Origin of the sequence: Rhizobium favelukesii (genome assembly GCF_000577275.2) — a bacterium.
Classification (GTDB): Bacteria; Pseudomonadota; Alphaproteobacteria; order Rhizobiales; family Rhizobiaceae; genus Rhizobium; species Rhizobium favelukesii.
Window position 1 is genome coordinate 2,943,945 of record NZ_HG916852.1, and the last position, 13,560, is coordinate 2,957,504.

General features: G+C 61.9%; 11 protein-coding genes. 7 read left to right on the forward strand and 4 right to left on the reverse strand.

All coding sequences use genetic code 11. From position 1 onward, the window contains the following. Positions 1-260 precede the first annotated feature (260 nt). From aptA to ade, 4 genes are all read left to right on the forward strand, one after another. Positions 261-1,589: an omega-aminotransferase AptA gene (gene aptA / locus LPU83_RS53140; RefSeq protein WP_024313936.1), complete on the forward strand. Its 1,329-nt coding sequence runs from the start codon at positions 261-263 to the stop codon at positions 1,587-1,589. A gap of 217 nt (positions 1,590-1,806) precedes the next feature. Further along, positions 1,807-2,877 carry an alpha/beta hydrolase family protein gene (locus LPU83_RS53145; protein ID WP_024313937.1) on the forward strand — a complete coding sequence of 357 codons (1,071 nt, stop codon included), beginning with the start codon at positions 1,807-1,809 and terminating at the stop codon, positions 2,875-2,877. A gap of 296 nt (positions 2,878-3,173) precedes the next feature. Then, positions 3,174-4,280 carry a branched-chain amino acid ABC transporter substrate-binding protein gene (locus LPU83_RS53150; RefSeq protein ID WP_024313938.1) on the forward strand — a complete coding sequence of 369 codons (1,107 nt, stop codon included), beginning with the start codon at positions 3,174-3,176 and terminating at the stop codon, positions 4,278-4,280. A gap of 146 nt (positions 4,281-4,426) precedes the next feature. Then, complete coding sequence (gene ade / locus LPU83_RS53155; protein ID WP_024313939.1) at positions 4,427-6,124, forward strand: adenine deaminase; 1,698 nt, start codon at positions 4,427-4,429, stop codon at positions 6,122-6,124. A gap of 4 nt (positions 6,125-6,128) precedes the next feature. Here ade and bglA read toward each other — a convergent pair whose 3' ends face one another. Both bglA and LPU83_RS53165 read right to left on the reverse strand, forming a co-directional pair. Further along, positions 6,129-7,778 carry a beta-galactosidase BglA gene (bglA, locus tag LPU83_RS53160; protein ID WP_024313940.1) on the reverse strand — a complete coding sequence of 550 codons (1,650 nt, stop codon included), beginning with the start codon at positions 7,776-7,778 and terminating at the stop codon, positions 6,129-6,131. 66 nt (positions 7,779-7,844) lie between these two features. Further along, positions 7,845-8,081: a hypothetical protein gene (locus LPU83_RS53165; RefSeq protein ID WP_024313941.1), complete on the reverse strand. Its 237-nt coding sequence runs from the start codon at positions 8,079-8,081 to the stop codon at positions 7,845-7,847. A 153-nt stretch (positions 8,082-8,234) separates the two neighbouring features. Here LPU83_RS53165 and LPU83_RS53170 point away from each other — a divergent pair, with 153 nt between their 5' ends. Then, positions 8,235-9,155 (forward strand): sugar kinase, encoded by a 921-nt coding sequence (locus tag LPU83_RS53170; RefSeq protein ID WP_024313942.1) that lies wholly within the window; start codon positions 8,235-8,237, stop codon positions 9,153-9,155. Between the two features lie 174 nt (positions 9,156-9,329). Then, entirely contained in the window at positions 9,330-10,496 is a 1,167-nt protein-coding gene (locus tag LPU83_RS53175) for a glycosyltransferase family 4 protein (protein WP_051166636.1), read from the forward strand. A 5-nt stretch (positions 10,497-10,501) separates the two neighbouring features. Here LPU83_RS53175 and LPU83_RS53180 read toward each other — a convergent pair whose 3' ends face one another. Beyond that, the gene (locus tag LPU83_RS53180) at positions 10,502-11,515 is read right to left on the reverse strand and encodes an alpha/beta hydrolase (RefSeq protein WP_024313944.1); all 1,014 of its coding nucleotides are present in this window, start codon (positions 11,513-11,515) and stop codon (positions 10,502-10,504) included. Between the two features lie 161 nt (positions 11,516-11,676). Here LPU83_RS53180 and LPU83_RS53185 point away from each other — a divergent pair, with 161 nt between their 5' ends. Further along, positions 11,677-12,114: a MarR family winged helix-turn-helix transcriptional regulator gene (locus tag LPU83_RS53185; protein ID WP_024313945.1), complete on the forward strand. Its 438-nt coding sequence runs from the start codon at positions 11,677-11,679 to the stop codon at positions 12,112-12,114. Between the two features lie 13 nt (positions 12,115-12,127). On the opposite strand, the gene der is transcribed toward LPU83_RS53185, so the two are convergent. After that, on the reverse strand, positions 12,128-13,546 hold the full coding sequence (der, locus tag LPU83_RS53190) for a ribosome biogenesis GTPase Der (protein ID WP_024313946.1): 1,419 nt from the start codon (positions 13,544-13,546) through the stop codon (positions 12,128-12,130). Positions 13,547-13,560: the final 14 nt, after the last annotated feature.

Genomic DNA, 13,560 nt, shown 5'->3' on the forward strand with positions numbered 1-13,560 from the left:
ATCCCGGAATAGTGCGGCATTTCATTTCAGCACCTGAGTATTGGTTTTAGACCGGCAGGAATGCCGGTCTATTTTTTTGAAATGGTGCTCACCGATGCGGCGGCAGGGAAAGCCAGGTCGGCGATATTTGATCGTGGGCGACGCCCAGGCGGCAATGTCCGCGGCTTGACGCCCCGACAGGCGCTGATAATTTGACCGGGCAGTCAAAAACTGCCTCAGCAATACCGGGAACGGCCTCCGAAACGGCCATGGAGAACAGCATGTCCAACCGCCTCAATACCACGCCAAACGACCTTCGGGCCTTTTGGATGCCCTTCACTGCGAACCGTCAGTTCAAGAAGGAGCCGCGTCTGTTCGTCGGCGCCAAGGACATGTACTACACGACCCATGATGGCCGTCAGGTGCTCGACGGCACTGCCGGCCTCTGGTGCGTGAATGCCGGCCATTGCCGGCCGAAGATCACCGAGGCGATCCGCGAACAGGCCGGCGAGCTCGACTATGCACCGGCCTTCCAGCTCGGCCATCCCAAGGCCTTCGAGCTGGCCAACCGCCTTGTCGACATCGCACCCGAAGGCATGGACCACGTCCTCTATACAAATTCGGGATCGGAATCGGTCGAGACCGCCCTCAAGGTCGCCCTCGCCTATCATCGCGTGAAGGGCGATGGCTCCCGGTTCCGCCTGATCGGCCGCGAGCGCGGCTATCACGGCGTCAACTTCGGCGGCATCTCAGTCGGTGGCATCGTCTCCAACCGCAAGATGTTCGGCACGCTGCTGACGGGCGTCGATCACATGCCGCACACCCACCAGCCGGGCAAAAACGCCTTCACGCGCGGCCAGCCGGAGCATGGCGGCGATCTCGCGACCGAGCTCGAGCGTATCGTCACGCTGCATGACGCCTCCACCATCGCCGCCGTCATCGTCGAGCCGATCGCCGGCTCGACCGGGGTCCTGATCCCGCCGAAGGGCTACCTGCAGAAACTCCGCGAGATCTGCACCAAGCACGGTATCCTCTTGATCTTCGACGAAGTCATTACCGGCTTCGGCCGCCTGGGCGCGCCGTTCGCTGCCCAGTATTACGACGTCAAGCCTGATATGATCACCACCGCAAAAGGCCTGACCAACGGGGTCATTCCGATGGGCGCCGTCTTCGTGACCGCAGAGATCCATGACGCGTTCATGAACGGCCCGGAGCACATGATCGAGTTCATGCACGGCTACACCTACTCCGGCAATCCGATCGCTTCGGCGGCAGCGCTTGCGACGCTCGATACCTACAAGGAGGAAGGTCTGCTGACCCGCGCTGCGGAACTCTCCGACTACTGGGCCGACGCGCTGCACTCCTTGAAGGATTGCCCGAATGTCATCGACATCAGGAACACCGGTCTGATCGGCGCCATCGAACTGGACCCGATTGCCGGCGAGCCGACCAAGCGCGCCTTCACGGCCTTCCTGAAAGCCTACGAGAAGGGCCTGCTGATCCGCACCACCGGCGACATCATCGCGCTCTCGCCGCCGCTGATCATCGAGAAACACCACATCGACGAACTCTTCGCAAAACTGCGCGAAATTCTGCAAAACAACATCTGATATCGGCGGCGGTAGAGTGCCGCATTCAATCCTCTCCCCTGAGGGGGAGAGGCATCAAACGCGATTTGCACAAAACACGCGATGACCGGCCACCGCCTTGGTCGTCATGCACCGAATGACATCTCTATCAAGCCAAGACCTGAATCGCGTTACGGGTCTCCGCCACCGCATTTTTCCGCCAGAAAGGCCACGTTCCTTTCGATCGGAGATCATTGCCATGTTCACAAGACTGCTTGCGCTTTTCTGTCTGTTGCTCGTCGTCACATCCTCTGCCTATCCAGCCTCTGCTGCGTCGGGCTTTCGCGAAATGACCATCCCGGGCACTGCGAGCGATCATCCTTTGCATCTCAGCCTCTGGTATCCCACGGGTGCCGACACTGAACCGACCCGGCTTGGCGAGACGCCTGCCTTCGTCGGCCTTCCCGTCATCCGGGATGCCGACCCCGCGCCCGGCCCACACCCTCTGGTTATTCTCTCGCATGGCTACGGCGGAAGCTGGCGCAACCTCGCCTGGCTCGCCAGCGAACTCGTCGACCGAGGGTATGTCGTGGCCGCCCCAGATCACCCCGGCACGACCACCTTGGACATGGGGCCGGCGGACACCGTGACGCTCTGGAAGCGCCCCACCGACATCAGCCGGGCAATCGATGCCGTCCTTGGCGACACAACGCTCACCGGCGGCATTGCAGCCAACCGCATCGCCGCCATCGGCCATTCACTTGGCGGATGGACCGTCGTCGAACTCGCCGGCGGCCGCTTCGACGCCGAGGGTGTGATGACGGACTGCTTGGCGCAGTTCGGCGCCCTCTATTGCAAGATCTTTTCCGCACTCGGCGTTGGCCGCGATCCGGCAGCCACCGCAGCACTCGGCGCGGATCTCAGCGACAGCAGGCTCGGCGCGATCGTCACCCTCGACCTCGGCCCTGGGCGCGGTTTCACCCCACAGAGCCTCGCTGCAGTGCAGATACCCCTGCTTGTCCTTAGCGCCGGCGAGAACATTGATCCGCAGACGGCGCAAAGAGCTGGCATCGCAGCGACCAACAAGGACTCGTTCTATCTGGCCGGGCATCTGCCTTCGGCAACGACGCAATTTACTCTGGTTGCCGGCGCACTGCATTTCAGCTTCATGCAACTCTGCAAGCCGGGCGCAGCCGCACTGATCGAGGAAGAGGCGCCTGGTGAAAGCATCGTCTGCCGGGATGCGGCCGGCGCCAATCGACAATCGATCCACAGGCAGGTCAGCGACATGACTCTTGCCTTTCTAGCCAGAGCGCTTGCCACGAAATAGATGGCGCAGCGGAACAGACGGAACCGCGGATTTTCGTGTGAAAGTCGTGATTGCGGCGCAGCTCATTACAGAATTCGTCAAAAGTGGCGATCGATTTGCTATCTTCTTGCTTAATTGCCGTGAAATTCCTAAGAAACTTGCTGCGCACTCGCCGAAGCCAAACATGGAAGGCGGGTGTCTCGGCCGCGCAGCTGCTCATCGTCTCTTGGCGCATCCCGCAAGGGTTGTTGTACGATCTGGGTTCGCCGCTGCGGTACTCAAATCGCGGGTTTGAAACCCACCCAAGGAGAAAGAAAATGAGTCTGAAGACGTTGTCGGGCGCGACCCTCGTCGCCTCCCTTGCCTTTGCGCCGCTCGCCCATGCAGACATCACCATCGGCCTTATCGCGCCGCTGACCGGTCCGGTCGCTGCCTATGGCGATCAAGTGAAGAATGGCGCGCAGGCCGCTGTTGACGAGATCAACAAGAAGGGCGGCATCCTCGGCGAAAAAGTCATCCTCAAATATGCCGACGATGCCGGCGAGCCCAAGCAGGGCGTTTCCGCTGCAAACCAGATCGTCGGCGACGGCATCCGCTTCGTCGTCGGCCCGGTCACCTCAGGCGTCGCGATCCCGGCATCCGACGTTCTCGCCGAGAACGGCGTGCTGATGGTCACCCCGACTGCAACCGCCCCGGACCTGACCAAGCGCGGCCTCGCCAACGTCCTGCGCACCTGCGGTCGTGACGACCAGCAGGCCGAAGTCTCTGCCAACTACGTCCTGAAGAACTTCAAGGACAAGCGCGTCGCGATCATCAACGACAAGGGCGCTTACGGCAAGGGTCTGGCAGACGCCTTCAAGGCCACGCTGAACGCCGGCGGCATCAAGGAAGTTTTCGACGACTCGCTGACGCCAGGCGACAAGGACTTCAGCGCGCTGACCACTCGCCTGAAGGCCGAGAAGGTCGATGTCGTCTATTTCGGCGGCTATCACCCGGAAGGCGGCCTGCTGGCCCGCCAGCTGCATGACCTCTCGGTCAACGCCGTCATCATCGGCGGCGACGGCCTCTCAAACAGCGAGTTCTGGAACATCGGCACCGATGCGGCCGGCGGCACGATCTTCACCAACGCGGTGGACGCAACCAAGAGCCCGGACTCCAAGGCAGCGTCCGACGCGCTTGCCGCCAAGAGCATTCCGGCTGAAGCCTTCACGCTCAACGCCTACGCCGCAGTCGAAGTCCTGAAGGCAGGCATCGAGAAGGCCGGCAGCGCCGAAGATTCCGAAGCAGTCGCCAAGGCGCTGAAGGGCGGCGAGCCGATCTCGACGGCAATCGGCAAGCTGACCTACGGCGAAACCGGCGACCTGACCTCGCAGAGCTTCGCGCTCTACAAGTGGGAAGGCGGCAAGATCGTGCCGGCTGAGTAAGTCTTTCGATCTCTTCGATTTTTTGCCGGGCGCCCGTTTGGGGCGCCCGATTTCATTTGTGGAACGGGCATCTCACTGCAGCAAGCCAATCTCGCTTTGTCGCGCACATCGGCTATAACTGGACAAAAGCCAGCACGAGGATGCCCATGACCGCCAAGCTCGAACGCCTCATCGACCAGGGAACGGGACGCCTGCCTGCCGATATCGTGCTGAAAGGCGGACGCTTCTTCGATCTCGTGACCGGCGAACTTGTGGCATCGGATATCGCCATCGCCCAGGATCGCATCGTCGGCACATGCTCCAACTACGATGGCGAAACCGAAATCGATATTTCAGGCAAGATCGTCGTGCCTGGTTTCATCGACACGCATCTCCATATCGAGTCCTCGCTGGTGACGCCGCATGAGTTCGACCGCTGCGTCCTGCCCTATGGCATTACCACCGCCATCTGCGATCCGCATGAGATCGCCAATGTCCTTGGCACCGAAGGCATCCAGTACTTCCTGGATTCCTCCCTCGAGACGATCATGGACATCCGCGTCCAGCTTTCCTCCTGCGTCCCCGCCACGCATCTGGAAACATCGGGCGCCGATCTGCCGATCGAGCGGCTCCTTCCATTTCGCAGTCACCCGAAGGTCATCGGCCTTGCCGAGTTCATGAACTTCCCCGGCGTGATCCACAAGGATCCCATCTGCATGGCCAAGCTCGACGCCTTCCAGGGCGAGCATATCGACGGCCACGCGCCCCTGCTAACGGGCAACGACCTGAACGGTTATCTCGCTGCCGGCATCCGCACGGAACACGAATGCACGAGCGCTGCCGAAGCGCTGGAAAAGATCCGCAAGGGCATGCACATCCTCGTGCGTGAGGGCTCCGTGTCGAAAGACCTCGTGGCGCTGATGCCGATCATCACCGAGCGCCTGTCGCCGTATCTCGCGCTCTGCACCGACGACCGCAATCCGCTCGACATCGCCGAGCACGGCCATCTCGACTACATGATCCGCACCGCCATCAAGAACGGCGTCGAGCCGCTGGCCATCTACCGCGCCGCATCGATCTCTGCGGCGCGTGCCTTCGGGCTGAGAGATCGCGGCCTCGTCGCACCCGGCTGGCGCGCCGACCTCGTGGTCATCGACAGCCTGGCAAACTGCCGCGCCGACATCGTCTTTGCAGCCGGACGCCAGGTGACAGCGGAGCTTTTTGCAGCGCGCAAGCCGGTGGAGCCGGTCGGCCTCGACAGCGTCAAAGCCCGGCCCGTCAACGCCGCCCACTTCGGCGTCCCGGTAGCCGATGGTGAAACGCCTGTCATCGGCGTCACCCCCGGCAAGATCATCACCGAGCATCGCCGCTACCGGCTTCCGGTGAAGGGCAACCAGAGCGATGTCGATCTTAGCAACGACATCATCAAGGTCGCCGTCATCGAGCGGCACGGCAAGAACGGCAACCATGCCAACGGCTTCGTCCAGGGCTTCGGTCTCAACAAGGGCGCGATCGCTTCAACCGTCGGCCATGACAGCCACAACATCTGCGTCGTCGGCGTCGGCGAGGATGACATGGCGCTCGCTGCCAACCGTCTCAGCGAAATCAAGGGCGGCTTCGTGGTCGTCGAGGACGGCAAGATCACCGGCGAGATCGCCCTGCCCGTTGCCGGGCTGATGAGCCTCGAGCCCTACGAGACGGTGCGCGACACGCTCCACCATCTACGCCAAGCCGCCTATGCGCTCGGCACGACGCTGGAAGAACCCTTCCTGCAGGTCGCCTTCCTGCCGCTGCCGGTCATCCCGCACCTGAAGATCTCAGACCGCGGAATGGTGGATGTCGACACGTTCGCGTTGATCGGGTGAGTGCCTAGCCCGCTACCCGCGCGCAGAACGCATCCAGCGCTGCCAGCTTGATCGGCCCGGTTCCGATCACCGCCTCGAAACCCGGCATCGCCAGGCGTTCTCCGATCACCATTCTCGCCGGTGGCTCGAACTGTGCCGGCTTGCGCGTCAGGTTGAAGACGAAGAGCAGCTTCTCGCTTCCCTTCTGTCGCGTGAAGGCCAGAAGGTCCTGATTGGTCCCGATGAATTCCATCGTCCCGTCGAGCAACGCTGGATGGCTTTTGCGGAATTCGAGCGTCTGCCTGTAGTGATGCAGCACCGATTGCGGGTCGTTTTCCTGCGTATCGACCGAAAGAGCTGCCTGCTCGTAAGGCACAGGCAGCCACGACCTCTGCGCACCCGTGAAGCCGGCATGCGCCTTGGCAGCCTCCCAGGGCATCGGCGTGCGGCACCCGTCGCGTCCCTTGAAGGCCGGCCAGAAGCGGATGCCGTAGGGGTCACGCAGATCCTCGAAAGCAAGCTCGGCCTCCGGAAGTCCCAGTTCCTCGCCTTGATAGAGGCAGATCGAGCCGCGCAATGTTGCCAGCACCGACATGGCGAGCTTGGCGACGACAGGCCGCTCCGCTTCGGTCTTGGCAAAGCGGCTGACATGGCGGTTGACGTCGTGGTTCGAGAAGGCCCAGCAGACCCATCCATCCGCAACCGATGTCTGGAAGGCGTCGACGCAGCTGCGGATATGCGTGGCGGTGAAATCCGGCCCGAGCAGGTCGAAGGTGTAGCACATATGCAGTTTGTCGCCGCCGCCCGTATAGGCGGCCACTGTCTTCAATGAGCGGGCGCCGTCGCCAACCTCGCCGACCGCCGTGCGCGCCTCGTATCGGTTAAGCAAGGCCCGGAACCGCTGGAGGAAGCCGATATTCTCCGGCTGCGTCTTGTCATAGAGGTGGTTCTGCATGCCGTAGGGGTTCGTATCGGGTGCATCAAGGCCGGCATCGCTCTCGTCGGGCGCGTGCGCAGGGTTGTCGCGAAGCAGCTTGTCGCAGAAGTAATAATTGACCGTGTCGAGGCGAAAGCCGTCGACGCCGCGGTCGAGCCAGAACTTCACCGTGGCAAGCACGGCGTCCTGAACCTGCGCGCTGTGGAAGTTGAGATCCGGCTGCGAGGTCAGGAAGTTGTGCTGGTAATACTGCCGGCGCACGCCATCCCATTCCCATCCCGGCCCGCCAAAGATCGACAGCCAGTTGTTGGGCGCCGTGCCGTCGGGCTTCGGATTGGCCCAGACATACCAGTCCGCCTTGGGATTGGTCCGGCTCGAGCGGCTCTCGACGAACCAGGGATGAACGTCCGACGTATGGGAGATCACCTGGTCAATGACGACCTTGATGCCGAACCCGTGAGCCGTCGTCATCATCTCGTCGAAATCGGCAAGCGTGCCGAAAATCGGATCGACATCGCAATAGTCCGCAACATCGTAGCCCATATCGGCCATGGGCGACTTGAAGAACGGCGACAACCAGATGGCATCGACACCGAGGCTGGCGATATAGGGCAATCGCCGGGTAATGCCCTTCAGGTCGCCTAAACCATCTCCGTTCGTATCCTGAAAGGAACGCGGATAAACCTGATAAATCACAGCACCCCGCCACCAGTCCGCAGTCTTGTCCGCAACCGACATCAGCCGTTCCTCTCCTGCATCATCCGATGGTGCCCACACTAAAGCGGGAGAGACAAAATACAACCTTCAGCCGGGATCTGCCGCGCAGCCATGCTTCTTCATCTTGCGCCTGATCTTTTCGCGCTTCTTGATGTCTTTGCTCGGCAGCTTTCCGCCCGTCACATTGCGCTCCATGACGGCAAGCGTCGCGCAGTCCATCTTGCGCCCCTTTCCGCCACCGCCGTGCCCATAAACCAACGTCGCCGACACGATTGCTGCAGCTCCAATCGACAAAGCCAGGGGAAATCTTGTAACAGCGCGCATCGGTTCGCTCCGGGAGAACCTGCCTGTCGGCAATATGCGCTTCCTGTTCGGTTCAGGCAATTTCCCCGAAGGATGCAGCCGCCGCCAGTTCATAGCTTGTCAGGAAGGTGCTCTGCGCGTATCAGCGAAACGGGAAATTCAGGGAGGCTTTCTGTGAGCGGGCGTTTTTTATCGATCGGTGAATGCATGGTGGAGCTTTCGCAGGCCGGCGCCGGTCTGTTGCGCAAGGGCTTTGCCGGCGATACGCTGAACACCGCCTGGTATGCCCGCGCCTGCCTGCCGGCCGATTGGTCGGTGGAGTATTTTACCGCGCTCGGCGACGACGCCATGTCCGATGAGATGATCGCCTTCTTCAAGGAAGCCGACATCGGTACCGGGTTTATAGGCCGCATAAAGGGCAAGGCGCCCGGCCTCTACATGATCAGCCTGAAGGATGGCGAACGCTCCTTCAGCTATTGGCGAGACAACTCCGCGGCCCGCCAACTCGCGGCCGACGCGGAACTCCTGCGTGAGGCGATCGAGGCCTGCGACGTCATCTATTTCTCCGGCATCACGCTTGCAATCCTGTCACGCAATGACGCCGACACGTTGCTGGCCGAGGTCCGCCGCGCCAAGGCGGCCGGCAAGCTTGTCGCCTTCGACCCGAACATCCGTCCACGTCTCTGGTCGAGCTACGACGTGATGCATGCGACGATCAGCGAAGGCGCGCGCGCCGCCTCCCTCGTATTGCCGAGCTTCGATGACGAGGCGGTTCACTTCGGCGACGTCTCGATATCGGCAACGATAAAGCGATATCGGACGCTCGGGGCGAGCGACGTCGTCGTCAAGAATGGTGCCGAGGGTGCCACGCTGAGTTTCGATGGCGTGGAGAGCTTTGTTGCCGCCGAAAAGGTCGAGCAGGTCGTCGACACGACAAGTGCCGGCGACAGTTTCAATGGCGCATTTCTCGCGCGCTATCTCGAGACCAAGGACGCGCCGGGGGCTGCGGCATTTGCGGCAAAGGTCGCCGCTCGCGTGGTCAGCGAACACGGCGCCCTCGTCGCACGCGAAAAGCTCGGCTTGAAGACGACCTGATCAGCAACGAGCCCCGCAAAAGATCGCAGTCTGTCGGCGCAATGCGACTGTCATATTTCCATCATCGACGACCGCCAGAATGAGAGGCGCGGGAACGAGTCTCCGGGCCTGCCCGGAATTGAGCCGACGCCACTGCGGGCGCGGCATGGATGGAATTGGGGCGTGCTGCAAGGGATGTCGGATGTTGGAAGCGACGAAAGCCGGGCCGTGTCTCGGTTGGGCGTGGCGGAACGGCTCGTTATTGTCAGCGATGCCTGGCATCCGCAGGTCAATGGCGTCGTTCGCTCGATCGAGAACACCAATCGCGAACTGGCGACGATGGGGATCGAAGTGGCGATGGTGACGCCGCAGGGCTTTCACAGCATCCCCTGCCCCACCTATCCCGAAATTCGTCTTTCGATCGCCAATTATCGCCGCGTCGCGCGCGAGATCGAAAAGCACATGCCGTCCTACGTCCACATCGCGACGGAAGGCCCTCTGGGTCTCACGGCGCGGCGCTGGTGCCTGAGGAACCGCATGCCGTTTTCCACCAGCTATCACACCCGCTTTCCGGAATATGTCTCGGCGCGACTGCCCGTGCCGAAGAGCTGGCTTTATGCTTTCGTGCGCTGGTTCCACAATTCCGGCGCCGGCTGCATGGTCGCAACCCCCAGTCTTGCGCGTGAACTCTCCGAGAAAGGCATCCGAAACCTGATGCCATGGAGCCGAGGCATCGACGCGAACCAGTTCCGCCCGATGCCACTGGAGGAGGCGCCGTTCGGCCTGCCCCGCCCAATCTTCATGACGGTTGGCCGGGTGGCGTTGGAAAAGAACCTTCCGGCCTTTCTGGATCTCAATCTGCCCGGAACGAAGGTCGTCGTGGGTGACGGACCCGCCCGCGCCGAACTCGAGAAGCGCTACCCGAATGTACGTTTCACCGGTCTGAAGGTCGGCGAGGAACTGGCAGGGGCTTATGCCCAGGCGGACGTCTTCGTGTTCCCATCGCTGACCGATACGTTCGGCAATACGATCTTGGAGGCGCTCGCCTCCGGCGTTCCCGTCGCTGCCTATCCCGTGACCGGCCCGCTCGACATCATCGGCGAGGACAACGAGGTCGGCGCACTCGACAACGAGCTGAGGACAGCCTGCTTGGCAGCTCTGTCTGCCTCGCGCGAAAAGGCCCGCGATCTGGCCCTGCAATATTCGTGGGAAGCTGCGACCACGCAGTTCATCAACAACATTCGCGCCGCCAATGGCGTCATCACGCCAAAATGGAAAAAGGCTTGGCAATTTGCCGCCAAGTCGCTGCCAAGAACGAAAAAGCCCGGCGAAACCGCCGGGCCTATCTCGTCTGGAACCTGATCCACTTATTTCCTGAGCGCGTCGCGCAGCGTCTGGGTGGCGACGGAAATCGCGCTGCGTACCGCCGGTGTCTCGGCAATGGCGTTGAGAAGCACAAAGTCGTGGATCGTCCCGTTATAGCGGATCGAGGTCACCTTGACGCCGGCCTGGCTCAGCTTCCGGCCATAGGCCTCACCTTCGTCGCGCAGCACGTCGTTCTCATCGGTGATGATCAGTGCCGGCGGCAGGCCGTTCAGCTGATCGAGCGATGCCTGCAGCGGTGAAGCAGTCGGTTGCTTGCGCTTGGCTTCATCGGGCAGATAGGCGTTCCAGAACCACTTCATCGCCTCCTTCGTCAGCCACGGACCGTTGGCGAACTGGTTGTAGGAGCCGGTCTCGAAGTTGGCGTCCGTCACCGGATAGAAAAGAACCTGTTGGTCGATCGCCGGGCCGCCGCGCTCCTTGGCAAGCAAGGTGACTGCCGCCGCCATGTTGCCGCCCACGCTATCGCCGGCCACCGCCAGGCGGCTTGCGTCGACATTGAATTCCTTCTCATGCTCGGCGACATATTTCGTGGCGGCGTAGGCCTGCTCGATCGCGATCGGATAGCGCGCCTCCGGCGAGCGCTCGTAGTCAACGAAGACGACGGCGGCCTTGGCGCCATTGGCGATTTCGCGCACGAGGCGGTCATGCGTGTCGGCATCGCCGAGAACCCAACCGCCGCCGTGGAAATACATCACGACAGGAAGCTTGCCCTTCGCACTTTCCGGACGAACGATGCGCAACTTGATGCTGCCGGTCGGACCGGCCTTGATCGTCCCGTTTTCTTCCTTTGCCGCAAGCTTCTTGACGTCGCCCTTCTGCGCGCCAGCAAGCACGCCACGGGCGTCGGCGGGAGACAGCGTATAAATCGGCTTGGCGCCGGCCAGCGCGTCGATGAACTTTTGGGTCGTCGGTTCCAGTACCGGATCGGCCGCGGCGCCGAAGGTGGTGGCTGCCAGGATAGTTGCTGCGGAGACTGCGGTCTTTACGGTCGACATTGTTTTGTCCTTCCGGTTGCGGTTCGTCGTGAACACGCATTTTATTTATCGTGCGATTATTTATTGTACGATATAAAACTCGGCATGGCTCCCATGCGAAAAACTTCATTGCGATTATTTATCGCGCGATATATTGTTGCGCAATTTTGGAGATCACAGATATGAGCGACGATCTGAACCTCGACGATTTCGTCTGCTTCGCGCTTTACACCGCGAACCACGCTATGAACCGCGTCTACAAGCCGCTGCTTGACGCCCTGGACCTCACATACCCGCAATATCTGGTGATGGTCACCCTCTGGAACGAAGACGGTCAGACCGTCGGCGGCATTGGTGAGAAGCTGCTCCTCGAGTCGAGCACCCTCACCCCGCTTCTTAAGCGCCTGGAAGCGATAGGCTACGTCAAGCGCGAGCGTGGCAAGAACGATGAGCGCGTCGTCATCATCCGCTTGACCGGGGAAGGCCGGGAACTCAGACAACGCGCGGCTGCCATCCCCCGCTGCATCGCCGAGGCGTCAGGCAGGGAATTCGCAGAACTGAAGCGGCTAGGGGCCGACGTCATCGCACTGCGCGACGCGCTGCAACGCAAAACGGCCTAAACTCCGCTGCCGACTAGGTCCGTCGCTTCTTCGACTCGTACGGATTGTCAGGCGAGCGGTAGTGGATGCGGATCGGCACGCTCGGCATGTCGAAATCAGCACGCAGGCCATTGATCAGATAACGCGTATAGGATTCCGGCAACGCGTCCGAACGCGTGCAGGAAATCATGAAGGCCGGCGGGCGCGCCTTCACCTGCGTCATGTACTTGAGCTTGATGCGGCGGCCGGAGACTGCCGGCGGCGGGTGCTGCACCTGCTGCTGTTCCAGCCAGCGATTGAGGCGCGCCGTCGAAATGCGCTTGTTCCAGACCTCGTCCGTATCGATGATCGACTGCATCAGCTTGTCGAGACCACGCCCCGTCTGGCCGGAGATCGGTACAGCGCGGATGCCGCGCGCCTGCGGCAGCAGCCGGTCGGTCTTTTCGCGCAGATCGGCCAAAACCGCCTGCGGATCCTCGATCATGTCCCACTTGTTGAAGGCGAGCACAGCAGCACGGCCCTCACGCAGCACCAGATCGACGATGTGCAGATCCTGTTTCTCGAACGGGATCGTCGCGTCGAAGACGACGACGACGAGTTCGGCAAAGCGGATGGCGCGCAGCGCATCGGCGACCGAAAGCTTTTCCAGCTTCTCGATCACCTTTGCCTTGCGGCGCATGCCTGCCGTGTCGAACATCTTGATCGTGCGGCCGCGCCAGTCCCACTCGACGGAGATGGAATCGCGCGTAATACCGGCTTCCGGCCCGGTCAGCAGCCGGTCTTCGCCGAGGAAGCGATTGATCAGCGTCGACTTGCCGGCATTCGGGCGGCCGACGATCGCCACGCGCAGCGGCTTGCTGTCGTCGTAAGCCGGCTCTTCCTCGCCGTCGGCGCCGGTCGACTGCGGGATATCGACATCAGTGACGGCGACATCTTCCTTCGGTGGAAACGCACGCTCCTCGCCAAGCGCCGCAACGATCGCGTCGCGCAGGTCGAGCATACCCTGTCCGTGTTCGGCCGAAATCGGCGTGGGCTCCCCGAGGCCCAGCGAGTAGGCATCATAGAAACCAGCGTCGGAGCCGCGCGCTTCGGACTTGTTGGCGACCAGTATCACCGGTTTGCCGCGACGGCGCAGCATCTCGGCGAGCGCCGTATCGACAGGCGTCAGACCGGTCTTGGCGTCGACGACGAACAGAGAGAGATCGGCTTCGTCGATCGCCGCCTCGGTCTGCGCGCGCATCCGCCCCTGCAGGCTCTCTTCGTGGGCCTCCTCAAGGCCAGCGGTGTCGACGATGGTAAAGCGCAGGTCGACCAGCCGCGCGTCGCCGGGGCGGCGGTCGCGGGTGACACCCGGCGTGTCATCGACGAGCGCCAGCTTCTTTCCAACCAAGCGGTTGAAAAGCGTCGACTTGCCAACATTCGGGCGACCGACGATGGCGACCGTAAAGCTCATTGAAATTCCTTACA

Bases quoted from the DNA above. Each gene is read 5' to 3' on its own strand.
- LPU83_RS53165 (WP_024313941.1), bottom strand. From the start codon at position 8,081: ATGCGCGCTGTTACAAGATTTCCCCTGGCTTTGTCGATTGGAGCTGCA.
- LPU83_RS53175 (WP_051166636.1), top strand. From the start codon at position 9,330: ATGTCGGATGTTGGAAGCGACGAAAGCCGGGCCGTGTCTCGGTTGGGC.
- LPU83_RS53180 (WP_024313944.1), bottom strand. From the start codon at position 11,515: ATGTCGACCGTAAAGACCGCAGTCTCCGCAGCAACTATCCTGGCAGCC.
- LPU83_RS53185 (WP_024313945.1), top strand. From the start codon at position 11,677: ATGAGCGACGATCTGAACCTCGACGATTTCGTCTGCTTCGCGCTTTAC.
- der (WP_024313946.1), bottom strand. From the start codon at position 13,546: ATGAGCTTTACGGTCGCCATCGTCGGTCGCCCGAATGTTGGCAAGTCG.
- LPU83_RS53145 (WP_024313937.1), top strand. From the start codon at position 1,807: ATGTTCACAAGACTGCTTGCGCTTTTCTGTCTGTTGCTCGTCGTCACA.
- aptA (WP_024313936.1), top strand. From the start codon at position 261: ATGTCCAACCGCCTCAATACCACGCCAAACGACCTTCGGGCCTTTTGG.
- LPU83_RS53150 (WP_024313938.1), top strand. From the start codon at position 3,174: ATGAGTCTGAAGACGTTGTCGGGCGCGACCCTCGTCGCCTCCCTTGCC.
- ade (WP_024313939.1), top strand. From the start codon at position 4,427: ATGACCGCCAAGCTCGAACGCCTCATCGACCAGGGAACGGGACGCCTG.
- bglA (WP_024313940.1), bottom strand. From the start codon at position 7,778: ATGTCGGTTGCGGACAAGACTGCGGACTGGTGGCGGGGTGCTGTGATT.